The organism is Arsenophonus endosymbiont of Crataerina pallida (assembly GCF_964020125.1).
Taxonomy (GTDB): Bacteria; Pseudomonadota; Gammaproteobacteria; order Enterobacterales; family Enterobacteriaceae; genus Arsenophonus; species Arsenophonus nilaparvatae.
In genome coordinates this window covers 2,292,085-2,317,154 of record NZ_OZ026540.1, presented here as the reverse complement: position 1 = coordinate 2,317,154, position 25,070 = coordinate 2,292,085, and the positions used below count along the sequence as shown (strand labels likewise).

At 35.5% G+C, this 25,070-nt stretch carries 23 protein-coding genes and 2 pseudogenes; 15 read left to right on the top strand and 10 right to left on the bottom strand.

Annotation, left to right across the window (positions count from 1 at the left end; all coding sequences use genetic code 11):
- Positions 1–122: 122 nt before the first annotated feature.
- The 3 genes from AACL31_RS12390 (at position 123) to dapE (ending at position 2,511) form a co-directional block, all read left to right on the top strand.
- Complete coding sequence (locus AACL31_RS12390; protein ID WP_339053200.1) at positions 123–743, top strand: response regulator; 621 nt, start codon at positions 123–125, stop codon at positions 741–743.
- A 260-nt stretch (positions 744–1,003) separates the two neighbouring features.
- Complete coding sequence (locus AACL31_RS12385) at positions 1,004–1,378, top strand: ArsC family reductase (RefSeq protein WP_032114906.1); 375 nt, start codon at positions 1,004–1,006, stop codon at positions 1,376–1,378.
- 2 nt (positions 1,379–1,380) lie between these two features.
- Positions 1,381–2,511: a succinyl-diaminopimelate desuccinylase gene (dapE, locus tag AACL31_RS12380; protein ID WP_310511988.1), complete on the top strand. Its 1,131-nt coding sequence runs from the start codon at positions 1,381–1,383 to the stop codon at positions 2,509–2,511.
- Positions 2,512–2,562: 51 nt separating this feature from the next.
- On the opposite strand, the gene AACL31_RS12375 is transcribed toward dapE, so the two are convergent.
- Positions 2,563–2,940, bottom strand: coding sequence for a DUF454 family protein (locus AACL31_RS12375; protein WP_032114904.1), 378 nt, complete (start codon positions 2,938–2,940; stop codon positions 2,563–2,565).
- 79 nt (positions 2,941–3,019) lie between these two features.
- Between AACL31_RS12375 and AACL31_RS12370 the strand changes: the two genes are divergently transcribed.
- Positions 3,020–3,214: a YpfN family protein gene (locus AACL31_RS12370; RefSeq protein ID WP_032114903.1), complete on the top strand. Its 195-nt coding sequence runs from the start codon at positions 3,020–3,022 to the stop codon at positions 3,212–3,214.
- Here the strand turns inward: AACL31_RS12370 and AACL31_RS12365 are convergent.
- The 5 genes from AACL31_RS12365 to dapA all read right to left on the bottom strand — a co-directional run bounded on the left by AACL31_RS12365 (position 3,195) and on the right by dapA (position 9,188).
- Entirely contained in the window at positions 3,195–5,558 is a 2,364-nt protein-coding gene (locus AACL31_RS12365; RefSeq protein WP_339053199.1) for a GNAT family N-acetyltransferase, read from the bottom strand. The genes AACL31_RS12370 and AACL31_RS12365 overlap by 20 nt on opposite strands.
- Positions 5,559–5,652: 94 nt before the next feature.
- The gene (locus AACL31_RS12360) at positions 5,653–5,790 is read right to left on the bottom strand and encodes a neutral zinc metallopeptidase (RefSeq protein WP_339053198.1); all 138 of its coding nucleotides are present in this window, start codon (positions 5,788–5,790) and stop codon (positions 5,653–5,655) included.
- 431 nt (positions 5,791–6,221) lie between these two features.
- Complete coding sequence (purC, locus tag AACL31_RS12355; RefSeq protein WP_310511991.1) at positions 6,222–6,935, bottom strand: phosphoribosylaminoimidazolesuccinocarboxamide synthase; 714 nt, start codon at positions 6,933–6,935, stop codon at positions 6,222–6,224.
- Between the two features lie 276 nt (positions 6,936–7,211).
- Positions 7,212–8,261: an outer membrane protein assembly factor BamC gene (gene bamC, locus AACL31_RS12350; RefSeq protein WP_310511992.1), complete on the bottom strand. Its 1,050-nt coding sequence runs from the start codon at positions 8,259–8,261 to the stop codon at positions 7,212–7,214.
- Between the two features lie 9 nt (positions 8,262–8,270).
- The gene (gene dapA / locus AACL31_RS12345) at positions 8,271–9,188 is read right to left on the bottom strand and encodes a 4-hydroxy-tetrahydrodipicolinate synthase (protein ID WP_310511993.1); all 918 of its coding nucleotides are present in this window, start codon (positions 9,186–9,188) and stop codon (positions 8,271–8,273) included.
- 366 nt (positions 9,189–9,554) lie between these two features.
- Between dapA and AACL31_RS12340 the strand changes: the two genes are divergently transcribed.
- Both AACL31_RS12340 and bcp read left to right on the top strand, forming a co-directional pair.
- Complete coding sequence (locus tag AACL31_RS12340; protein WP_310511994.1) at positions 9,555–10,022, top strand: ACT domain-containing protein; 468 nt, start codon at positions 9,555–9,557, stop codon at positions 10,020–10,022.
- A gap of 108 nt (positions 10,023–10,130) precedes the next feature.
- Positions 10,131–10,602, top strand: a pseudogene (bcp, locus tag AACL31_RS12335) (thioredoxin-dependent thiol peroxidase).
- Between the two features lie 57 nt (positions 10,603–10,659).
- Here bcp and AACL31_RS12330 read toward each other — a convergent pair.
- Positions 10,660–11,724 carry an AI-2E family transporter gene (locus tag AACL31_RS12330; RefSeq protein WP_310511996.1) on the bottom strand — a complete coding sequence of 355 codons (1,065 nt, stop codon included), beginning with the start codon at positions 11,722–11,724 and terminating at the stop codon, positions 10,660–10,662.
- A gap of 136 nt (positions 11,725–11,860) precedes the next feature.
- Here AACL31_RS12330 and AACL31_RS12325 point away from each other — a divergent pair.
- Together AACL31_RS12325 and arsC are read left to right on the top strand one after the other, a co-directional pair.
- Positions 11,861–13,327, top strand: a pseudogene (locus tag AACL31_RS12325) (M48 family metalloprotease).
- 12 nt (positions 13,328–13,339) lie between these two features.
- Entirely contained in the window at positions 13,340–13,699 is a 360-nt protein-coding gene (arsC, locus tag AACL31_RS12320) for an arsenate reductase (glutaredoxin) (RefSeq protein ID WP_310511998.1), read from the top strand.
- Between the two features lie 40 nt (positions 13,700–13,739).
- Here the strand turns inward: arsC and hda are convergent, their stop codons facing one another.
- Both hda and uraA read right to left on the bottom strand, forming a co-directional pair.
- Positions 13,740–14,450 carry a DnaA inactivator Hda gene (gene hda, locus AACL31_RS12315; RefSeq protein ID WP_310511999.1) on the bottom strand — a complete coding sequence of 237 codons (711 nt, stop codon included), beginning with the start codon at positions 14,448–14,450 and terminating at the stop codon, positions 13,740–13,742.
- Between the two features lie 118 nt (positions 14,451–14,568).
- Entirely contained in the window at positions 14,569–15,864 is a 1,296-nt protein-coding gene (gene uraA, locus AACL31_RS12310) for a uracil permease (protein ID WP_310512000.1), read from the bottom strand.
- An 800-nt stretch (positions 15,865–16,664) separates the two neighbouring features.
- Here uraA and AACL31_RS12305 point away from each other — a divergent pair.
- The 3 genes from AACL31_RS12305 to AACL31_RS12295 all read left to right on the top strand — a co-directional run bounded on the left by AACL31_RS12305 (position 16,665) and on the right by AACL31_RS12295 (position 19,427).
- The gene (locus tag AACL31_RS12305) at positions 16,665–17,519 is read left to right on the top strand and encodes a hypothetical protein (RefSeq protein ID WP_310512001.1); all 855 of its coding nucleotides are present in this window, start codon (positions 16,665–16,667) and stop codon (positions 17,517–17,519) included.
- 81 nt (positions 17,520–17,600) lie between these two features.
- Entirely contained in the window at positions 17,601–18,440 is an 840-nt protein-coding gene (locus AACL31_RS12300) for a hypothetical protein (RefSeq protein WP_339053197.1), read from the top strand.
- A gap of 249 nt (positions 18,441–18,689) precedes the next feature.
- The gene (locus AACL31_RS12295) at positions 18,690–19,427 is read left to right on the top strand and encodes a hypothetical protein (protein WP_310512003.1); all 738 of its coding nucleotides are present in this window, start codon (positions 18,690–18,692) and stop codon (positions 19,425–19,427) included.
- A 108-nt stretch (positions 19,428–19,535) separates the two neighbouring features.
- Here AACL31_RS12295 and upp read toward each other — a convergent pair whose 3' ends face one another.
- Positions 19,536–20,162: a uracil phosphoribosyltransferase gene (upp, locus tag AACL31_RS12290; protein WP_310512004.1), complete on the bottom strand. Its 627-nt coding sequence runs from the start codon at positions 20,160–20,162 to the stop codon at positions 19,536–19,538.
- Between the two features lie 234 nt (positions 20,163–20,396).
- Here upp and purM point away from each other — a divergent pair, with 234 nt between their 5' ends.
- The 4 genes from purM (at position 20,397) to ppk1 (ending at position 25,067) form a co-directional block, all read left to right on the top strand.
- Positions 20,397–21,437, top strand: a complete 1,041-nt coding sequence (gene purM / locus AACL31_RS12285) for a phosphoribosylformylglycinamidine cyclo-ligase (protein ID WP_310512005.1) — start codon at positions 20,397–20,399, stop codon at positions 21,435–21,437.
- Positions 21,437–22,078, top strand: a complete 642-nt coding sequence (gene purN / locus AACL31_RS12280; RefSeq protein WP_310512006.1) for a phosphoribosylglycinamide formyltransferase — start codon at positions 21,437–21,439, stop codon at positions 22,076–22,078. Before purM ends, purN begins: the two co-directional genes overlap by 1 nt.
- A gap of 277 nt (positions 22,079–22,355) precedes the next feature.
- The gene (gene speG, locus AACL31_RS12275) at positions 22,356–22,940 is read left to right on the top strand and encodes a spermidine N1-acetyltransferase (protein ID WP_032114887.1); all 585 of its coding nucleotides are present in this window, start codon (positions 22,356–22,358) and stop codon (positions 22,938–22,940) included.
- A gap of 57 nt (positions 22,941–22,997) precedes the next feature.
- Positions 22,998–25,067, top strand: a complete 2,070-nt coding sequence (gene ppk1, locus AACL31_RS12270; RefSeq protein WP_310512007.1) for a polyphosphate kinase 1 — start codon at positions 22,998–23,000, stop codon at positions 25,065–25,067.
- Positions 25,068–25,070 lie beyond the last annotated feature (3 nt).

Below are 25,070 nucleotides of genomic sequence, written 5' to 3'. Positions count from 1 at the left end.
TTAATATTGTTTTTCTTATATTCTTGCAATGTTTTATTTTTTCAAAAAACTTTAAAGACTAATAATTAAAATCAGTTGTAAAAACCCATTTATTTCTACAGGCATTTAAAAAGGAATATACTATGTCTAATCATTCAATAATGTTGGTTGATGAACATCCCCTAATACGTCATAGTTTAAAACAACTCATTAAAGCTGCAGATGAATTTAGTGTCGCCGGAGAAGTAAGTAATGGCGTTGATGTTATTAATATAGCCAATCAATTAAAGCCAGATATTATTATGATGGATATTAATATATCTAACATGTATGGTCCTGAAGTTATTCGTCAAATTAGAAAAGAGGGGATTAAATCTTATATATTAATTCTTTCTTTTTCTGCTAATAGAATTGATGTTTATAATGCTATCGATGCTGGTGCTAATGGTTATTTATTAAAAAATTGCGAATTAGATATGTTACTTAATAGCCTGAAAAGCGCCGCAAATGGTTTACCCGTTTTTAGCAATCAAATTCATCAGTATTTAAATAATCGTCATCAATATCAAGATCCACTTTCTTCATTAACAAAACGTGAATTTGAAGTATTACGTGAAATTGCTAATGGATTAAAAAATAGAGAAATATCTAAATCTCTTTTTATTTTTGAAGAAACAGTCAAAGTACATATTCGTAATTTGCTAAAAAAACTTAATGTGCGTTCTCGCTTGGAAGCCAACCTAGTTTATATGCGCGCTAAATAAACTTAACATAGATAAAATATCATTAAAGGATGAAGAAATGATTTATTAAAACATCATCATCTAACACATAGTATATTTATATGCATTGCTTAATTAACACATCATTTTATGTGATGTAGAATATATTTTATTGAATTTTTTTATAATCGATTTCTAATAAATTTAATAAGTATTCTACTTAATAGTAGCCTTATATAGATTATTATCGCATTTTGCAGCATTATAGAGATCTTTGCTACATATCAAAAAAGGAAATTATGATGTCAACTTCAGCAAGTTACATACTTTATGGTATAAAAAATTGTGATACTATTAAAAAGGCACGTCAGTGGCTGGATAATCATCATATAATCTATCAATTCCATGATTATCGCACGGATGGGATATCAATTGAATTACTCGAAATTTTTATTCAATACTTAGGCTGGGAAGCCTTGATCAATAAACGTGGTACAACCTGGAAAAAATTGTCCGATGAGCAAAAAGCGAATATTATTGATGTCGCTAGTGCTAAAGAGTTAATGTTAAAATATCCAGCAATTATTAAACGCCCATTATTAACAACTACTGGTAACCATTATCTACTCGGTTTTTCTATAGACCAATACCAACAATTTATTCATCACAGAGGCTAACTATGATTTGTCCTGTTCTTAAGCTTGCGCAACAACTTGTTCAACAACCTTCTGTTAGCCCCGATGATAATGGCTGTCAAACAATTTTAATTAATCGATTGAAAAAACTTGGTTTTTCAATTGAAGTCATGCCCTTTGACGATACCACCAATCTATGGGCATATCATGGCGAACAAGGTGAAACGCTAGCTTTTGCTGGACATACCGATGTTGTTCCGCCAGGTGCAACTGACAATTGGCGTTATCCTCCCTTTACACCAACATTAAATAACGGACTGCTCTATGGCCGAGGAGCAGCCGATATGAAAGGTTCCCTTGCGGCAATGATTATTGCCGCCGAAAGATTTATTAGCGATTTTCCCAACCATTCTGGCCGATTGGCCTTCTTAATTACCTCTGACGAAGAGGCTAAAGCCACTAACGGAACGGTAAAAGTGGTTGATGAATTAATGATACGCAATGAACAAATTGATTATTGCATAGCTGGTGAACCATCTAGCCAGATTAAAATTGGTGATATTATCAAAAATGGTCGTCGAGGATCACTCACCGCCAAACTCACCATCGAAGGAACGCAAGGGCACATTGCTTACCCCCATTTAGCCAATAATCCAATACATAGTTCATTAGCTTTTTTACATGAACTAGTTAATAAAAAATGGGATGCAGGCAATGCTTATTTTCCTTCCACCAGCATGCAGATTTCCAATATTCATGCTGGTACTGGTAGTAACAATATTATTCCTGGCCAGTTAGTCATACAATTCAATTTTCGCTTTAGCAACGAACTCACCGAGCAACAAATTCGCCACCAAGTTGAAGCAATACTAGAAAAATATCAATTCGATTATAAAATTGAGTGGTCATTATCCGGCCATCCATTTTTAACAGAAAAAGGTAAATTAATTAATATTGTCAGCCAGGTGATAGAACAATATTGCGGCTATCAACCTCAGTTATCAACTGATGGAGGAACATCAGATGGCCGCTTTATTGCTAAAATGGGGGCACAAATTGTTGAATTAGGCCCTTTAAATGCAACCATTCATAAAGTTGATGAATGTGTTAGTGTTGCTGATCTTCAGAAATTAAGTCTCGTTTATCAGGAAATTATGCAAAAAATATTATTATGAACCCAAAATTTAAATTCACTAGCTATATCATTAGCTAAATAATAAATTGGGTTAATTTTTTTCCCCATCGATTTGTGGCAACCTTAATAGATAAGCTAGCAATATCGCTAAGATAATGAGGAGTGTTCCCCTGATCCACCAACTTTCTACAAACCAAAGCGAAAAAATAAAACTAAATAAAATAATAACAATTATCTTAATTTTAACCCCTTTAGGCAGCGCTTTATGTTGTTGCCAATGACGAATATATTTACCAAACCATGAGTTATGAAGTAACCAGTAATGAAAACGTGGTGATGAGCGAGAAAAACACCAGGCGGCTAATAACAAAAAAGGGGTAGTGGGTAATAATGGCAAAAGTATACCCAATATCGCTAAGATAATACTAAACCAGCCGACAATAATGAGTAAAATTCGTTGTAAACGCATACTTAAATCTATAATAGTTATACGATAAAGGAAAAAAGAGTATACTTTATTTACTACATTTGCTACTGGAAAAACAGCTATGCATTGGATAACTGATTACTGGTGGATTATTATTATTTTGCTTCTGATTGGTATCATTTGGAGTGCCGTCAAACAGATGCAAAAAATCGATCCTAAACGTTTTTTAGATAACAAACCCAAACTTCCTCCTCACCGTGATTTTAACGACAAATGGGATGATGAAGATGACTGGCCTAAGCAAAAGAAGCATTAACCCATGATTTAAGTTTTTCTGCTCGCTGCCAGTCCAATTCTGATAATGCCGCAGCAATATCGTTGCGTACCTGTTTTAACCACATTTTTTGACCTGTCAATTTTAACTGCTGACAGCATATCTCAATAGATAAATTATGTTCACAGTGAATTCTAGTCGCTGTTAAAACCAGTGACGACTGCATTAATAACCGTCGGATTGCTGGATAGCTAGCTGAAAAACTTCTATTACCATAAGCAAAACCTGCCAAAACCTGCCAATCTTCATCATTTAATTGATCATCGCTAATTGCTGTTAGTGCTAAACCGGTTAGCTGATTGATATAAAAAGCGTCTCGCTTTAACAAATATTGCGCCCGTGACACCAATTGTTTAGCCGCTGTTGATAAAGGCAATACCGCCATAGCGGTATAATATCCACTGGTCGCTTCTTTACGGCTGCCAACTCTGACCAAATGAAAACCATTTTGCTGCCATAATGACTGCAACTGCTCACAATAGCCAAAGCTGACAGAAAGAAAATCTTTCCCCTCTTCCATCGCCTGCTGCTTATAAAAACTGAGTAATTTTGTTGCCACTCCCTGACGACGAAAAGCTGCAGCAACGGTTATACGGCTGATTCGCTGAGAATTCATTTGTGCCGCTTGCGGAAAATAGCTATGTGCTGCTAAAGATTGAGCAACTAAATTACCTCTAGGTCGACGCCGTCCAGCCCATACCTCATGGGCAAGCGACGCAGATAATCCACCTTCATCCACTAACCATAACACAGCTAACAAATTTTCCTTTTGCTGTGCAATCAATAAATGCATCCCTTGCGCATCCAATAATCGTCTTAAATCAAGCGGTGAGGTACGATAATGTGCATTAGTCAGCAAACCATATATTGCTGATAATAATTTTGGTTTTTCAATTAATAAAGACTGCGAAATAGGTAACAACGCCATGTGATGGTTATTTAATTTAGCTAGCGTTGTTGATTTTGGTAAATATTCTTTTAATAACAAGCTATTATTTAACCAATTCTCCAACGGATCATTTGATGCCCAGCGGATCGGCGTGGTTAAAGTTAGAATGTGACATTGAGCTAATTGCGCACAAAGTTTTAGCAAAAATCCGCGCCCTGTACCTTCATAGCCATCAACAGTGGTAGTAAAGAGTAAACGTGGGAAATAGTGCGTTAATTGATTTAGTTGCGCAATCGGGATCATCGCCGCTTCATCAATAATTAACCAATCAACCTTGCGTGGTTTTTGTAATCGACAATCAGCCAATAAATGGTCAATTGACCAATAGCGAATTTTTTTGTCGGTATAGTGTGTTAATACCATTGACACTGATTTTGCCGGCGCACAAACCCAACATTCCCCCTGCCAACGTTCAATTAACATACCTGCTAACGCAGATTTTCCACGGCCACGCGGGGCAACTAATGCCCAAACTCCCACCTTACCAGCCAGCAGGCGCTGCAAAATTTTTTGTTGTTCAATCGTTGGTTGTCCATTCGGCTGATACCAGGCAGTTAATTGTGGTAGCTTATCAGTGGTAAAAGGTTTACCTTCACACCACAGCAAAACATTAGCATCATGTTGTAGATGATACTTTAACCAACAGACAAAATTTGGCACTGCTATTGTCGACGCCACTTCATTCCAGCGTTGACTATCTTGATCCGGCTGTTGAGACCAAGTCCCCCACTCAGGCAGGCAAAGAATGAGATAACTACTCGCTTTTAATGTCCCTGCCAACATCAGCAATGCTTCAGTATGAAAACCCTTAGTGGCATCAAAAACGCCATGTAAGAACTCTTGTCCTAATAGTGACACCGCATTTTGTGGTGGTATAGCATCAGGCCAATGTGGTGAAATGGTTGGCCAATCGCCAATTATTCCCTGCCTAAGTGCAATTAGTAACGAGAGAAGACCTGCTGCTATTAATGGACCAACTGGAACACCACGGAAAACAGCAACGCCTATCACTGTACCAACCAATAATCCGGCAACTGTTGACGGTTGATTAGACATCAAAGAGACGCCTCTACTGCCAAGCCAAGAGACCAAAATGCCAATCACAATCGCCAATAACGATTTCCAGTTAAAAAAAGAGTTAATAACATCTTGTGGCGAGATCTTGCCACTGGCGATAGGGGCCATTACACCAATAGTTAAAATCAAAATACCGATGGTTAAGCCATATTTTTCAACCCAAGGGAAAAAATTATTAAGCGGCGTAATGCGAACAACTAACAAAAATAGCATTGCCAATGCCACCGTCATGTTATGACTAATTATTCCTAAGCCGGCCAACACTAATAAAATAAGTAATGTTGGATCAAAATTACCCATAAAATTATTTACCAATAAAAATATATAATTAATTTATCCTATCAATAAATCATGACTGATCAAAATAAATAATAGAGCCTATTAGCCGCTAAAATTATGCTAACATGAATAAACCACTTTTCCCACGTAACGGCAATCGCATACCACCGCCACCAAAAGGTGATCCCATTCTACCCGATTGATTCCGTCTGTCTTCAATATTATCGCTCTTGCGATGATCCCGCCAGCGCATAATAATCTCCCAATATGACATGAATAATTAGCCCTTGATGGGATTATAGCGAATCATCGTCATTCTTGTGTAATTATTAACTCACAGTGGTGATAAAATTTAATAAATTCATTTCAATGCTACTGATTAAATAAAAAAATAGTTATAAGAAAAAACTAGCAAAAATCGCTGGCAGGTCACAGCGAAGCAGTAAATATTAATACTACGACTCTATTGATTATCTGTATAATCACTCCTGTAACGGCCATCATATTGTAACCAATCGATATCATAGCCAAATAGGTTAAAGTGATTTTTTTCATAACTATTGTATACATAATTAACTATTCTTAGGTATGCTTTAATAAAAGTAAATTAATAACTAATGACAATAAAATAAAGTTTTTCTAAGCCAATCTTTACTCAACATCTTTTGCTAACAAAAAAATTTTTTAATCTAAGCAAACACCTATGCGCTTAGCAACCTCTTCATAAGCTTCAATTAATCCTCCTAGACTCTGGCGAAAACGATCTTTATCTAATTTATCCTTGGTTTTTTTATCCCATAAGCGACTGCCATCTGGCGAAAATTCATCACCCAAAACAACTTGACCATTAAATAAACCAAACTCCAGTTTAAAATCGACCAAAATTAACTCCGCTTTATCAAAAAGCGCATTCAATACTTCGTTCGCTTTATAACTTAATCGTTTCATTTCGCTTAGATGCGCTCTACTAACCCAACCAAAAGTTTCACAGTAAGATTCATTAATCATGGGATCATGCTGCGCATCATTTTTCAAAAACAGATCAAAGATAGGTGGCTCAAGCAACGTACCCTCTTCGATACCAAGCCGTTTAACTAAAGAACCAGCTGCTCGATTACGAATAACGCATTCAACCGGGATCATGGTTAATTTTTTTACTAATGATTCAGTATCTGACAGTAATCGTTCCATTTGGGTTGGAATGCCGGCTTGCTCCAGTTTTTGCATAATGAAATGATTAAATTTATTATTTATCATTCCCTTACGTTCAAACTGTTCTATACGTTCACCATCTAATGCCGATGTATCATTGCGGAATTCTAATACTAATAAATTAGGATCATTCGTAAAATATACGGTTTTCGCTTTTCCACGATACAACTCAGCTTTTTTCTGCATTTTATTTACTCCGAAATTTGATCATTTTAATAAAAAAACGCTTAAATATGGCTTTAACGCAAGACGCAAACGTTTACTTTGTTAGGAAAAGGAGAATAACAGATTAGCGGTTATTTATGTTAATTAAATTACTTTACTGGAAACATTTTAATTATCCTAAAAACTGATCGAGCAAAACAAAAAAACAGATGATCCATAGTGAATAAATCACTACCAACCATACATCATTTATATAAGCAATGTTATAGCTAATCGTAATAAACCCAGTTTTATTAACTAATTACTACTCACTTTACTAAACGCCGCTTTTAATGCCGAGACCATTTCATCATTTTGTTTTTGTGTTAAGGTTGTCCCTTTTACCGCCATAAATTGCAGACTACTACGATTATTCATATCGCCAACTTGTAATTTATAATCCCCTTTTGTCATGGTTGGATTATCGACGCCAATCGCTTGCCAATCACTATCACTCATACCATTAAAAGTGAGGGTAATTGATCCGGTCGAACGACTACGGTCACCAACTTGCATACCAATGCTTTCAAGCACAGAGGGTAATCTATCCCAAACAACATCATAAGGCGCACGTACAATTATTTGAGGTAAGCCACTGCTATCACTACCCGTTTGCACATCAATAATGGCATAACGACCTTGGGCACCAGAACTGGTTGCGGTACTACGCAGCTTATTTATTGAATCAATCAACTCATTTAACATTAAAATATTATAGCGCTGTATTTCTGCCTGATCGGTGATGCTCTCTTCACCCTGCTTTATACCTTCATTAGTTACCGTGATGACTATTTGATTATTTTGTGGGTTCAGCTGAATTTTCTGTCGGGTTTGTATCGCAATATCTTCATCTCCTCGCGGCCAGGTAATCCAATCGGTAATCAAGGAGTGGTCAGGATCATTTTTTTGCCTAACTTTAATCATTTTTTGTTGCAAAATAGCGTTAATTTGCGACCAAAGGGCGCTGTTTTCAGCTGTATTAGTTAAAAATAAGCGACTCGCGGTTAGGCTATTTTCGGTATGGGTATCACTAAGTAACGAAAGTGTTTGAATAGGAGGACGAATATCTAATGCTTTACCTACAGCACCATTTTGATTAGCTGGCGGAATATCATATTCACCGTTTTGTAACGGTAACGATATACCTTGAGGGATCGTCAAATGTTTTAACGGAGGTGTATTTAAATATGATTCGTCACCACTGACTTGACGCTTATAACGTTGATTGCTCGTGCAGGCTACCAAAAATATAGCGAGTGACAGCCCTGCAAGCTTAATAGCCTTTGATTTGTGCAATATTGTTGCCATTAAATTTCCCTAAATTTTTTGTAAATTAGCGATCTTTAGCGCCTTTTGTACCGCTATCTGACCGGTCAGTGTTAATGGTGTCATCGGTAAGCGCAATGTATCAGAATTAATAAGTCCTAACTGATAGCAAGCCCATTTAACTGGAATCGGATTAGGCTCAATAAATAATTGATGATGCAATTCACTTAGTCGATAATTTAACTTATGCGCTTCGGCATACTTTTCTGATAATGCTAATTTGCATATTTCAGCCATTAATTTGGCGGCAATATTGGCTGTTACTGAAATTACCCCTTGCCCACCTAATTGCATAAATTCTAACGCAGTTGCATCATCACCGCTAAGCAAAATAAAATTTTCATCATTAATTAATCTGCGAATGCGATTCACACGACTTAAATCACCACTAGCTTCCTTAAGGGCAACAATATTACCTAACTTTGCTAATCTGGCAACTGTCTCGGGCAATAAATCACAACCGGTGCGCGAAGGAACATTGTATAAGATTTGCGGTAAATCTGTCTGTTCGGCAATCGCTTTAAAATGCTGATAAAGTCCTTCTTGTGAAGGTTTGTTATAGTATGGTGTTACCGCCAAACAGGCAACAACCCCCGTTTTTTCCAAAGATTTAGTTAATGCAATAGCTTGTTTGGTAGCATTTGCGCCACTGCCTGCAATAATCGGAATTCTGCCATCAGCATACTCTAATGTCGTCAATACCACATCCAAGTGCTCACTATGATCAAGTGTTGCTGATTCTCCAGTTGTACCAACAGATACAATCGCAGTTGTGCCATTATTAACATGATAATCAATCAGTTTTTTCAGACTGGGTTTATCTATTTGCCCTTTTATATCCATTGGGGTAACAATCGCAGCAAGACTGCCACGCAAAAAATTCCGATATTTAATAGAATTATTAACCATAACCTTTTTCCTAAATGAGACATTAAAATTATGGTACTTTTTCAGTCTAAAGAAAAAAACCTTCTTATACACAAAATTTAATGAAATTTATTAATAACCACTCTGTTTTAAGAAAAATACATAATGATTATCATCCTATTTCCAGTTTATTTTTCTCGTTCAATTTATTATTTTATCAGCAAATAAATCTTTTAAAATTATAAAATCAGCAAAAATGTGAACATTTCATTCCATCAAATATCATTTTATCACTACTCAGTATGTAAACTTATTATATTGATATATTTGTTTTTTTATCTTGGCAGGAGCTTTTTTTTATGGTTACCATAAGATATTCAGAAATCATAAATTTATAAGGAAAACGACTTGCCACATAGTGAACAACAATCAATCATTATTATTGTACTTGTTGCAGATCATCCCGGTAAGATTAATACCGTTATCCAACTGGTCAACAAATGTCAATGTAATATTGAAGATAGCTTTATCGCTATATTTGGCAAACAATTCTTCTTTATTATGATGTTATCAGATAGCAGGCAATCAATTTCTTTAATAGAAGCAATGTTGCTTAAGAATGATTCTGAATTAAAATTATTATCTATTATGCAAAAAACCACTTCTGGCGTTTATAAAGAATATTTTTCAATAATAATTGCCAATGTTATTGTTAATGTCGCTCCCGCTATAGTTGAACAATTTACTTGTTTATTTATCACTCATAACTTCAACCTAGCCAAACTGGTTGCAAAAATACAACCAGCGACAAACAAATATGATCAACAACTTGAAATTGATATGAATGCCCAAAGTTTTATTGGTGATAATGAGTGAATTAACAAAAATAGATTTAAACAATTGTGCACAAAATTAAATGTCCAATGTACAATTAGCATTATCAGCAAATCGCAATAACATATAGAATTAAACGGAGAGAATCTAATGAGCCCATTGAAAGCCGGTGATAAGGCCCCCCCAATTTAGCCTTCCTGACCAAGATGGCGAAATAATCAATTTATCTGATTATCTTGGTCAACGAATTTTGATTTATTTTTATCCTAAAGCAATGACTCCTGGCTGTACAATACAAGCTTGTGGATTACGTGACGAAATGGATAAATTAAAACAAATGGGTGTTGAAGTTTTTGGTATAAGTACTGATAAAGCAGAAAAGTTATTACGTTTCACTGAAAAAGAGATGCTAAACTTTACATTACTATCGGATCATAAGCATGAGGTAGCGGAAAAATTCGGTGTATGGGGAGCAAAGCAATTTATGGGGAAAACGTTTGATGGCATTCATCGCATCAGTTTTCTGATTAATGCAAAAGGTGAGATTGAACATGTGTTTGACAAATTTAAAACTAGTGATCATCACCAAATTGTACTGAATTATCTTAATACTCATCCGTGATTAAAATCGATTGTTAATTGCCCCTGCCTGTTTTGGTGGCAATTAACAATTAAAAAATTATTTTTCAGTTACGAGATTATCTTCTGGCCACACATGCATAACGGCTTTAATTAAAGTTGCCAATGGAATGGCAAAAAATACCCCCCAAAAAACCCAAAGCCCACCAAATACTACGACAGATAAAATAATAACTAACGGATGCAAATTAACCGCTTCAGAGAATAAAATGGGCACCAATAAATTGCCATCAAGCCCTTGAACAATTAAATAAGCGATTAGTAAAGTCCAAAAGTCAGGTCCAATACCCCATTGAAAAAGAGCAACTAAAACTACTGGGATGGTAACCACCACCACACCAATATAGGGGATCAAGACAGAAATACCGACTAGTACTGACAAAAATAGCGAGTAGCGCAAACCTAAAAAAACAAAGGCGATATAAGTACAGATACCAACAATAACCATTTCAATAACTTTACCACGGATATAGTTAGTGATCTGTTGGTTCATTTCCTGCCAAACTTGTCCGACCAATAACCGATCACGGGGTAAAATACGTTGTAAACCACGTATTATTTTAGTCTTATCTTTCAGTAGAAAAAATACCATTAGTGGTACTAAAACCAGATATATTGCTATGGTAATAATACCAATAAGCGAAGCAACAGAATACTTAACCACAGATTCACCTAAAGTCGATAAGCGACCGCGTAAATTATCCGCTATCATATCAATAATACCGGCATCAACTAAAGCGGGATAGCGTTCAGGAAATGCTTTGGCATATTCATTAAAGCTATTTACCATTGAAGGTAAATCAAATAATAAATTCATGCCTTGCTGCCAGACAATGGGCACAATAATTAAAAAAACCATGGCACTAATACCCATAAATATTGTCAGTACAATGGACGCCGCCATTAGCCTTGATAAGCCTAACTTACCCAGTTGTTGGGTTGGCCATTCAAGTAAATAAGCCAACACGATAGCAACTAATAAAGGAGCTAAAATATCATGAAAAAAGAATATGATACAAAAACCGATAATCAGGCTGATAAACAATGCAACGACCTGAGGATCTGAAAATCTTCGACGATACCATTGCAAAAACATCTCCAGCATATATTCACTCCTGAATGTGGTAAATTAGTCTTTTAATCCACGAAATTATACCAATTGACAGATTATCCAGTAAGCTTTGCTATCATAAAAAATATCATTTAACAATATAATCAATCGTAAGGGATACTTCCGGTTTATGAATACAAAATTTACTAAACCACTCATTACTCTTGTAATAACAATAATGTTAGCAGTTCCTATGAAGCCTGTTTATACCGCTATTGAAGATAATTTGCCCGATATTGGTACCACAGCAGGTGGTACACTAACTATTGATCAAGAGATCGTTATTGGTGACGCACTAACTCGCCAATTACGTGCTAGCACACCACTTATTTACGATCCCTTGTTAAACCAATATATTAATCATCTTGGCATGCGCTTAGTAAAAAATGCCCACTCAGTAAAAACTCCGTTCCATTTTTACCTGATAAATAATCCTAATATTAATGCTTACGCTTATTTTGGTGGCAACGTCGTTCTCCATTCTGCCCTGTTTCGTTATAGCCAAAATGAAAGTCAGCTGGCCTCAGTGATTGCCCATGAAATTTCTCATGTAACACAAAGACATCTTGCCCGTATGCTAGAAGATCGTGAACGGAATGCACCATTGGCCTGGATAGGCGCCATTGGTTCAGCACTGTTAGTGATGGCTAATCCACAAGCAGGTATTGCGGCACTGACAGGAACATTAGCGGGTGTGCAACAAGGTATAATAAGCTTTACTCAATCTAACGAACAAGAAGCTGACCGAATTGGTATACAGACTTTACGTCGCGCCGGATTCGATCCGCGCGCCATGTCTGATTTTATGCAAATTTTAGCCGATCAGAGCCGTTATATGTCAAAACCACCTGAGATGCTATTAACCCATCCATTACCAGATAGTCGTTTAGCGGATGCACTAAATCGTTCAAATCAATATCCGAAAGTGGATCTCCCACCATCATTGGATTTTATGCTAGCTCGGGTACGCATTCTTGCCATGTATACAGACGGGCAAAAACCGATCCTTGTACAAATTTTATCTCAGTATAGCCAAGGTGATACTAAAGAAAGAATGGCGGCTGATTATGGTCATGCGCTACAACTTAATGAAGATAAAAAATATCAGGCTGCTGGCAACATTGTGCGCTTACTTTTGGCTAAGCAACCTGCTAATCCCTGGTTTATTGATCTAATGACCGATATAGATATAGGGTTAAATCAGCCACTAAAGGCTATTTCTCGTTTACAAAATGCACTAACCAAAACACCAAATGACCCAATTCTACAAATTAATCTGGCAAATGCCTATATTGCTAATAATCAGTATGATCAAGGCAGTCAATTATTGCGTAAATACACCTTCGATAACCCCAATGACTTAAATGGTTGGACTTTGTTGGCAGAAGTTTCAGCTAAGCAAGGTAAGCGTAGTGAATAGTTAGCAGCTTATGCAGAAGGTATGGCTTTGCGTGGTAATTATGGTACTGCCATTCAATATCTTACCGATGCCAGTCGGCTAACAAAAACCGGTAGTTATGATCAAGCAAGATATGATGCCCGTATTGATACACTACGCCAGTTACAAACACGTGATAAACAATTACAAAAACGCTAAGGAAATTACCTTATGTCTCAACAAGTGACGATTTACCATAACCCTCGTTGTTCAAAAAGTCGACAAACCCTACAGCTTTTAGAAGATATGGGGGTTAAACCACGCATCATTGAATATCTTAAAACACCACCAAGTATTAATAACTTGAAAACTTTACTTTCACAACTGGGTTTCACTGAACCGCGTCAATTAATGAGAAGCAACGAAACAATTTATCAAACACTTAATTTATCTGACAGCTCGTTATCAGATGATATCTTACTGCAAGCAATGCATGATAACCCAATATTGATTGAGCGACCTATCGTTGTCGTTGATAACCATGCTCAGCTAGGACGTCCACCAGAACAAGTAAAAAAGCTATTTAAATAACCCTGTATCTTTAAGAGGTAAAATAAGTTTACCTCTTAAATTAAAGTTTAAGAATATCCTTAACAAAGGGAATAGTCAGTTTACGTTGAGCAACAATCGAAGCATGATCTAACTCATCTAACATAGTAAATAATGTGCGGGTTTTCCTATCCAAACGCTTTAAAACAAAACGACTAACCTCTTCAGATAACTCGAAACCGCGTAATTTAGCGCGTAATTGCAGTGCCTGGATCTTATCTTCATCACTCAGTGGATGAAGTTTATAGATCTGTCCCCAATCAAGTCTGGATGCTAAATCAGGTAATGCTAAATCAATCAACCTAGGCGGCCTATCACCGGTTATCAATAAACAGCTTTTGCCGTTTTCCAAGATACGATTATATAAATTAAAAAGTGCTATTTCCCACTCTTCATCATCGGCAATACAATGAGCATTATCAATGCAAACCAGAGCTAAATGTTCCATACCGTCTAAAACATCAGGGACAAAATAGCTACGTTTATCCAGAGGAACATAACCAACTGCCTCGCCTTTTTGTGACAATTCACTACATGCAGCGTGTAATAAATGACTTTTTCCACTACCTTCTTGCTGAGACCAAAAATAAATATAGCTGCTATGGGATTGATTAATAGCAGATTTGATAGCCGCTAATAAAATACCATTTTCGCCAGTAATAAAACTGGCAAAGGTTTCATCATCAGGCGTGGATAAAGGTAATGAAAGCTGCGACGGCGTATTCAGAAGCACCTCTTTCTGTATAGATAAGAAAACACATACAGCTTAACACAAAAGTTGTAATTAGATGAACTTAAACAATATCATCCGATGAAACTAATAATTTACCTATTATTCCAGTAAAAATTAGCTATTTTTTAATCGTCTCTACCGACTCAAGCTTAGTAGTTATATAAGTTTTTTCCGGACGAATAATATTAATCAGGCGAAAAACTAACGACATAATAATACCGATAATGGTAGCAAGCGCCATCCCCTTCAACTCAGCAGCACCAATATGGATAGTCGCACCACTTACCCCAATAATCAGAATAACGGAAGTCAATATTAGATTTTGTGGTTTATTATAATCTACCCGAGAATCAATTAACACTCGGATACCTGATGCCGCTATAACACCATAAAGTAATAGGGAAACGCCCCCCATCACAGGAACAGGAATAAGCTGAATTGCCGCCGCTAATTTACCAACACAGGAAAGCAAGATAGCTAAAATTGCCGCACCACCAATTACCCAGGTGCTATATACTTTAGTTATCGCCATTACACCGATGTTTTCACCATAGGTAGTATTCGGTGTTGAACCAAAAAATCCCGAAATGGTAGTTGATAAACCATTAGCAAACATTGAACGGTGTAAACCAGGATCTTTTAATAAATCTCGCCCAACAATATTCGCGGTCACAACCAAATGACCTACATGTTCCGCAATAACAACTAGCGCTGCAGGCAAAATAGTCAAAATAGCAAACCACTCAAATCGTGGAGAATAAAATGTTGGTAATGAAAACCATGGAGCAGTAATAACTGGAGTTAAATCCACTTTTCCCATTAAAAATGCAAGTAAATAGCCGACAATCACACCAAGCAAAATAGGAATAATAGCTAAAAAACCACGAAAAACTACCGAACATAGAATGGTCACGATCAACGTCACCACTGAAATAATCAAACTGCTTGAATCAACCGGAATATCCGCTTTAGGTAAAAGCCCTGCCATGACAGCCGCCGTTTGCGCTAATTCCAGACCAATAACCGCAACAATCGCGCCCATTGCCGCAGGGGGGAAAATAATATTGATCCAATTTCTACCTGCTATTTTTACAATCAGTGCGACTAAACAAAAAAGTAGCCCACAAATAATAAATCCGCCCAATGCTAACTCATAACCTAGCGGTAATAACAATAAAACTGGTGAAATAAAAGCAAAACTTGAGCCCAGATAAGCAGGAATACGCCCCCGACAAATGATCAAATAGAGTAGTGTACCAATACCATTAAACAATAGAACGGTTGCAGGATTGATGTGAAATAAAATGGGGACTAATACTGTCGCCCCAAACATAGCAAACAGATGCTGAAAACTTAATGGAATGGTTTCTCTTAACGGCGGCCTTTCTGCTACGCCAATTACACGGCTGGTCATGATTAATGTCCTCTTGATAACTCATAATTAATATATTATTACTCATCAAAACTCATCAATAAAGCCCACGTTTTGATATTTTAATTTCATAACAGAAAATTGTATGAAATATTCGTTAAACCATATTAACATAATGGTAATAAAATCCTTAAACTAACTTATCTATAAAAAACAAAAATAGTTATTCATAAAAAATTTTTCTGTCCTCACAGTGCACTGAACTTTATTTTTTATCTATTGATAAAAAATAACTTATACCAAGCATTAAAATTCAATATAAAATATCAATTAATAAAGTTATTTTTTAGGTTATATTAAATATAGATATATAAATAAGAACAAAAAAATAAATCAATCACATGTTGCCTATAATTACATCAGGTAACTTTTATTCTAAGCATTAACTTACAAAAAATGGACATTTAACATCCCAATATAATATACAGTTAAAATACATTAACAAACCCACATTCTTAATTAATTAAATCATTTAGCTTGTGAAAAATAAACCTATAATTATATTTATTGTTTTATTATATTAAAAAACACTCATGCTTATAATAAATATAAATTTTAAGTTATTTTAAAAGCATTTAAAGTAAAAATTATTTTTGTAATGTAAAATAACAAGTTTATATTAATTAATAACCTTCTTAAATTAATAAATAACTTTATTATAATGAAAAATTATTTATTTTTAACTTTACTTTTATTATAAACAAGGCATCTTATTAACCAAATTAAGTAAATTTCTAATTAAGTTAATTCGAGTGATATTTAAACTTTAAATAAGGAATATTATGAAAACGATAGACATGAATACAGAATATGAAAAACTTGCTAATTGGTTCAAAATGCTTAAAGCAATACCAGCACCAACATTCACAGGTTATAATGATTCAAAGATTATCGCTTCTAGCGGAGAAATTATTGGCGCACAGCAAGATGCTGACTTAGCCGTTTCTGCTCTTCTTTACGAAGTGAACAGTAGCGGTGCTTCACCTGATAAAACCGCAGAAGAATTAGTAAAATCACCCGCTAATGCACTAGCAATGATGAGTACAATGGCAATGACGAGTGCTGGATACAATGCGACAAAACCCAACCTAATAGGTAATGTTCATGCTTATGCTAATTATACTAACCTGATGAGAGAGAATCCTTTTTTGATGATTTCATCAGATAGATCTATCGACGTTAATTATCAATACGAGAATTATAATGATTTGATTGATAAGGTCGTTAATATATTTGAGGGAATTTCCGGATTTGATAAAAATAAAATTAAAAAATCAGTAACTGATCTGGCCAAGGCAGCACTATCCCACGCAGAACTGAAAAATACTGATACTACATTTACCCAAGGTGTCATTGATTCCAAAAGTAAAAATGACTTAAATTTTTATATTAATACCTCTAATATCGAATTAGCAAGAAACAGTGGTGGAAACGGTAAAAATGCACCAGCAGATAAATATAAATCACGTGTACAATTAAATAACCTGGTTATGACTTTTCATACTCATATGTTGGATATAGAAATGGCAAAAATGATCGTTGGTGAAACAAGAAACGACCTAAAATGCTGGTTATGTCGGGTAAAAACACCAAATAAAGGAAATAAAGATGATTGTGCAACCTGTTTAGAAAAATAATAATTATTCATCATTAGGACTTAATAAGACAAATTATATTATAAATATATTAATAATATTTACAATCAAAGGAATTAAATTATGTCAAAAAAACAAAATGAAATGCTACATTTGCTGCTAAATAAAGCCTATAATAAAAAATCTGAGGTTATTAATAATATTAAAAATCAAGAAACTAGCCAGCAAGCAAAGTTAGTAACCAGTGGCGCTTTGAGCTTGGGGGACGATATCGAAAAAGCATTAGCGGCAGAATCCCTATTAAAAGATATGTATCGATATAATGATGTTAATCTTGTGACAAAATTACTTGACTACCCACAACATGTGGTAACTTGTTTATTAACCATAGCCAAAGACTATAGCGGTTGGGCGCCTGATGAACCTGATAATGAAGGCAATGAAAAAAAATATTATGAATATATTGCTGCTCTACAAGAAACAAACATGTTTGTCACTGATGAATACACTAGCAGCAATGTCAATTACGAAGCTAATAATTATCAACAATTACTTGAAAAAATAACTGATTTTTATTCATATACTTCTCAAAAAGAATATCAAGAAATTTATTCATCACTAAAAAAATTAATCAAAAACTCTTTAGCTAAAGTTAATGAAGATAATACTACAATTTTATTTACACATACTATTTTAAGTTCAAGAAAAAATATAGTTAAACTACAACTTTACTCCTCAAAAGTAACTTTTAGCTTCGATATAGAAACAGAAAAAAATAAACCTGATGAAGAATATAATTTTGAAATTGATTTATCAAGATTAACACTTCACTTTATGGATTTTAACTTATCATCTGATGATATAAAAAGTCTTTTTCAAGTTGATTTTACGCTACTTTCTGATTGGTTAAAACAAAACAATACTAAAGTAGAAAATAATAACTATTTGCTGTGCTTTAATTAATACACTTTACTACTCAGATTATAAAAACAAAAAATACTAATAATTTTTCTTACATCCTAAGCAATTATACATGATGTATTAAAATTAAATAACAACACAGTGATCTAGTTAATATTTAAAAATATATTTGTTACGATTTTATTTAATAAAATTATAACGATATATTTTAAATTAGTGAATGCAAAACTTTTTAATAAAAATTAAATTGAATAAATTATAAAATCAATTATTTTAATTTAAGGCATCCTTATGATAAATACAAATAAATTTAATGATATTGATAATTTTATTGATACGTCAAAATATAGTGGTGAAAATATTAGCCATTTATTAGGCTGTGCTGAAATATTTGGTCAAGGCAAAGAAAAAGCCATTCAAGATGACAATCAATGGAATGAAAATAGCGATTTAGACACAAATGCCAAGAAACTGGCAGCTTCACCGACAAATTTTATTACTACAATTATAACTAATATCCGTGATGAATCAAAATGGGCGCCAACTAATTCATTAGATAATGCATCGCTTTATTTACGGAACTACCTAGAGTATCTTTATCAAATTAGAAACTGTAACTATATTTCAAATTTTAATAATCGTTCAAGTAGTTTCAAAACTACCAACCCACAGCAATTAGCTGAACACATTATTGCCACGCATAAATTTATTGACAATAATGAACGCGCTAGTTTAATCCATGAATTAACAACTCATCTAACAGATTTTGTAAAATTTAATGAAGAGGATCATAATTTTATTCAATTTATTACCCCTATCATAAAAGCAGATAATCAAGCCAAATTGTTCTATTACAGTCTCTATTCTAATCCCGCTTCCGGCTATAGTTTTAATTATGTCGCTCAAGAGTTTGTTTTTGATCACAACAAACTAACGGTAGAAAATGCCAAAGTTGAATTAAATAAAACCTATGCAGGACTAAAACGTTGGTTAGATAGAAATAGAGTGAAAAAAACACCGAAAAATTAACGCCCTAAATTTAAAATAATATTCAAACTTAATAAGATTGGTATCTCTATCCAATCTTATTAGCTCTCAATAACTATAATTAATAAAAAATAACATAAACAATAAATGTCACTTGGTACCAAATATCTTATCGCCCGCATCACCCAAACCAGGAACAATATAACCATGTTCATCCAAATGATCATCAATAGATGCGGTATAAAGTTCAACATCAGGATGAGCAGCTTCCAGTGCCTTAATACCTTCCGGCGCGGCAACTAGTACCAATATTTTAATAGCATGACAACCCTCTTTTTTAAGTAAATCAATCGTGGCAATCATTGAACCGCCTGTGGCCAACATCGGATCAACAACCAATGCCATCCGTTCATTAATATTTGAAGCCAGCTTTTGAAAATATGGAATAGGCTCCAGCGTCTTTTCATCACGATAAACACCCACAACACTTATACGGGCACTGGGAACATTTTCCAGCACCCCATCCATCATTCCCAATCCAGCACGTAAAATTGGCACGACAGTAATTTTTTTTCCCTTAATTTGCTCGATGTTTACCTGCCCACACCATCCTTCTATTGCAATTGTTTCTGTTTCTAAATTTGCTGTTGCTTCATAAGTTAACAGACTGCCCACTTCTGAGGCCAATTCACGAAAACGTTTAGTGCTAATATCTTTATCCCGCAATAAGCCCAATTTATGTTTAACTAACGGGTGTTTTACCTCAACGATTTTCACGCTACTCTCCTTCAGTACAAACCATCTACAAATAAAAAATTATCAGATTATAGCGCTTTTTCAAACCTGTTCCACTGATAGATTAAGGTTTTTCTTGCAGGGAATTCACTTTTGCTGGCTCTTGAGTTTTATTATGAAAACCAAAATAAGTATCTCGCAAACGTTTGCTTAGGCTGGTAGAATTATTTCTGTTTCCATCTATTTTACTAAATGCAATCGCCTTGGGAGCTTGCTGTGACAGATAAAATTTCTCTCAGCTATAAAGATGCTGGTGTCAATATCGATGCAGGTAATACACTGGTCGAACGTATTAAAGGTGCTGTTAAAGAAACCCGCCGCCCAGAAGTAATGGGAGGATTAGGCGGCTTTGGCGCACTGTGTGCCTTACCACAAAAATATCGTGAGCCAATCTTAGTTTCAGGCACAGATGGTGTCGGAACAAAACTGCGATTAGCAATGGACTTAAAACGCCATGATACAATTGGCATTGATTTAGTTGCTATGTGCGTTAATGATTTGATTGTTCAAGGTGCCGAGCCACTCTTTTTTCTCGATTATTACGCCACCGGTAAACTAGCCGTCGATACAGCGACCAGCGTGATCAAAGGCATTGCAGCAGGCTGTAAACAATCAGGCTGTGCTCTAGTCGGCGGTGAAACAGCAGAGATGCCTGGTATGTATCATGGTGAAGATTATGATATAGCAGGTTTTTGTGTTGGCGTGGTCGAAAAAACAAAAATTATTGATGGTAGCAAAGTTAAAGCTGGCGATACCCTAATTGCGTTAGGCGCTAGTGGCCCCCATTCCAATGGTTATTCATTAATTAGAAAAATTTTACAGTTAAACCAAATAGATCCAGCCACAGTACAACTAGAAAATAAGTCACTGGCTGATCATTTATTAGCCCCAACACGCATCTATGTTAAAAATATTCTAGCGTTGATTGAAAAACAGAATATTCATGCCATTGCCCATATAACCGGTGGTGGCTTTTGGGAAAATATTCCACGGGTTTTACCCGCCAATACCCAAGCGCAGATCGATAGCGCTAGCTGGCAATGGCCGGCGATATTTAGTTGGTTACAACAAACCGGTAATGTATCGACCCATGAAATGTACCGCACCTTCAATTGTGGTGTTGGCATGTTAATTGTTTTACCCGCAGAAGAAGTCTCTGATACATTACAACTACTCAATCAACTGGGTGAAAAAGCCTGGCAAATTGGTAAAATTGTCGAGATCAACGCGGATGAACCGCAGGTAACAATCAGCTAATGAAAAATTTTGTAGTATTAATTTCTGGCAATGGCAGTAATTTACAAGCCATTATTGATGCTTGCCAAAAACAAAGTATTGCCGCAAAAATTAGTGCAGTTTTCAGTGATAATCCAACTGCTTATGGTTTAGAACGGGCCAAGCAAGCCGCGATCCCAACTGTCGTGATGCAAAAAACGGATTACGCGGATAACCATGCTTATGATGCTTCACTGATGACCGAAATAGCACGATATCAGCCAGATCTGATCGTGTTGGCAGGTTACATGCGCATTCTCACGCCACGCTTTGTCAGCCATTATTTAGGTAAAATAATTAATATTCACCCTTCCTTATTACCTAAGTATCCCGGATTAGATACTCACCGTAAAGCGCTAGCAAACGGAGATAAAGAGCACGGTACTTCGATTCACTTTGTCACTGAGAAATTGGATGCAGGTCCAATTATTTTACAAGCTAAAGTGCCTATCTTTGCCGGAGATCAACCGCAAGATATTATTGCGCGCGTTCAAACACAAGAGCATCGTATTTATCCATTAGTTATTAATTGGTTTGTTAAAGGCCGTTTAGCTATGGTTAATAATTCAGCCTTCCTGGATGGCTGTAAACTACCTGAATACGGTTATGCTAATGAAGATTAGCAGTATCTGTCCCTATGTGATGCCAATGGCATCACAATTTTGTATACTGATGCTAACCCATATTGATACAAATTCTAATTGATAATTTTGTAGTAATAATCAACCAATACTTAACTAATTAGTTATCGAAAACTGAGTTTATTGTTAAAATATAATTGCTCTCATTTATCACTCAGCTTGATTCTGCTATTCTTTACTAACCAAACCGACTAAAAATACAGAACATCCATAGTAACTATTTTAATATGCTAAGTTTTACTCCCAATCGAGGTATCCAATGCCTACTGGCAAAAAAAATGAGTCAATTACACTACGACCTTTAGAACGTGAAGATCTCCCATTTGTCCATCAATTAGATAATAACGCCAGTGTTATGCGTTATTGGTTCGAAGAGCCTTATGAAGCTTTTGTTGAATTAAGTGATCTGTATGACAAACACATTCATGATCAGTTAGAGCGTCGGTTTATTATTGAAAATGAAGGCACTAAAATTGGATTAATTGAATTAGTAGAAATAAATTATATTCATCGTCGAGCTGAAATTGGCATTATTATCGATCCGGCCTTTCAAGGTAAAGGATATGCCGCCAAAGCCACCAACCTAGCGATGGATTATGCTTTTTCAGTGTTAAATCTCTATAAAGTCTACTTGATTGTGGATAAAGAAAATACCAAAGCGCTGCATATTTATAAAAAATTGGGCTTTCATATTGAAGGCGATTTGGTTGATGAATTTTTTATTAATGGTAAATATCGTACCGTCATTCGGATGAGTATTTTTCAACATCAATACAGTGAAATGAGAAAAAAATTCTCACCAGAGGCCAATAAAACACCTGAAAAATCATCAGTAATCAGATAAGCTGTTAAGTATCAATATCCTGTATTACTAAATAACAATATTGGTTATGGAGTAAAGATGTCTCAAGATCGGCTCTATACTGAAAAAGAGATCAGTTGGTTATCATTCAATGAGCGAGTTTTGCAAGAAGCAGCAGATAAACGTAATCCGCTGATTGAACGCATGCGATTTTTAGGCATTTATTCCAATAACCTTGAAGAATTTTATAAAATTAGATTTGCTGATGTTAAGCGACGTATATTAATTAATGAAGAACGAGGAACCGCATCCAGTTCACGCCAGCTATTAAAGCGAATTGAAAGCAAAGTTGCCAAACTGGATCAAGAATTTGACTCATTATATAACGAGTTATTACTTGAAATGGCGCGTAACCAAATTTTCCTAATTAATGAACGGCAAATTTCGCCAAATCAACAAATTTGGTTACGACAATTTTTTCGCCAACAACTTCGTCAGCATATTACGCCTATCCTGATCACGCCGGAAACTGATTTAGTTGAATTTTTAAAAGATGATTATACCTATTTAGCCGTTGAAATTATCAAGGGACAAAATATTCAATATGCCTTACTAGAAATTCCAGCAGGCAAACAACCTCGATTTGTTCATTTACCGCCTGAAATGCCAAAACGTAGGAAATCAATGATCCTGCTAGATAATATTTTGCGTTATTGTCTAGACGAAATATTTAAAGGCTTTTTTGACTATGACCAATTAAACGCCTACGCGATGAAAATGACGCGCGATGCGGAATATGATTTAACTACTGAGATGGAATCCAGCATGCTGGAGTTGATGTCATCCAGTTTAAAACAACGTCTTAATGCCGAACCGGTTCGTTTTGTTTATCAACGTAATATGCCTGATGAAATGGTAGAACTACTGAGAAAAAAACTCGGACTATCAAGTGATGATTCAGTCATTGCCGGTGGCCGTTATCATAACTTTAAAGATTTCATTAAATTTCCAAACGAAGGTAATAAAAATTTACTGAATAAACCACTGCCGCGTTTACGTCATCGTCGTTTTGATAACTTCCGTAATGGCTTTGATGCGATCAGAGAAAAAGATGTTCTCCTCTATTATCCCTATTACACTTTTGAGCATACGATAGAATTATTACGCCAAGCCTCTTTTGATCCCAACGTATTGACAATCAAAATCAATATTTATCGTGTAGCCAAGGATTCGCGCATTATTGAATCGATGATCCATGCAGCGCACAACGGTAAAAAAGTCACCGTGGTGGTTGAATTACAAGCGAGATTTGATGAAGAAGCCAATATTCATTGGGCTAAGCATCTTACCGAAGCCGGAGTACATGTCATTTTCTCTGCACCTGGCCTTAAGATCCACGCTAAACTTTTTATTATTTCTCGTCTCGAACAAGGTGAAATTATTCGTTATGCTCATATTGGCACCGGAAATTTTAACGAAAAAACCGCTCGCCTTTATACCGACTATTCCTTATTAACGGCAAATCAACAAATTACCAATGAAGTAAGGCGGGTATTTAACTTTATTGAAAACCCTTACCGACCTGTCAATTTTGAAAATCTAATGGTTTCGCCGCAAAATTCACGCACTCGGATGACGCAACTGATCGATCGGGAAATTAGCAACGTTCAAGCGGGAAAAGCGGCCGCTATCTTGCTAAAGATTAATAACTTAGATGACAAAGAGTTAATTAATCGTCTTTATGATGCCTCCAAAGCTGGCGTAAAAATTCGTCTGCTGATCCGAGGCATGTGTTCGCTGGTTCCCGGCCAAGCTAATTTTAGTGAAAATATTCAAGTTACTAGCATTGTCGACCGTTTTCTTGAGCATGACAGAGTTTATGTATTTAGTAATAATGGCAACGAAGAAGTCTTCATCTCATCAGCTGACTGGATGACCCGCAATATCGATTTTCGTATTGAAGTGGCTGTTAAATTGGTTGATCAACAACTGAAACAACGCGTGCTCGACATTCTTGAATTACAATTTAATGATACCGTTAAAGCGCGTTATATCGATAAAGAGTTAACCAATCGTTATGTACCACGCGGTAATAAACGCAAGATCCAGGCACAGCTTGCTGTCTACGATTATCTAAAATCACTAGAACATCCAGAAACAAGAGCTTAACAC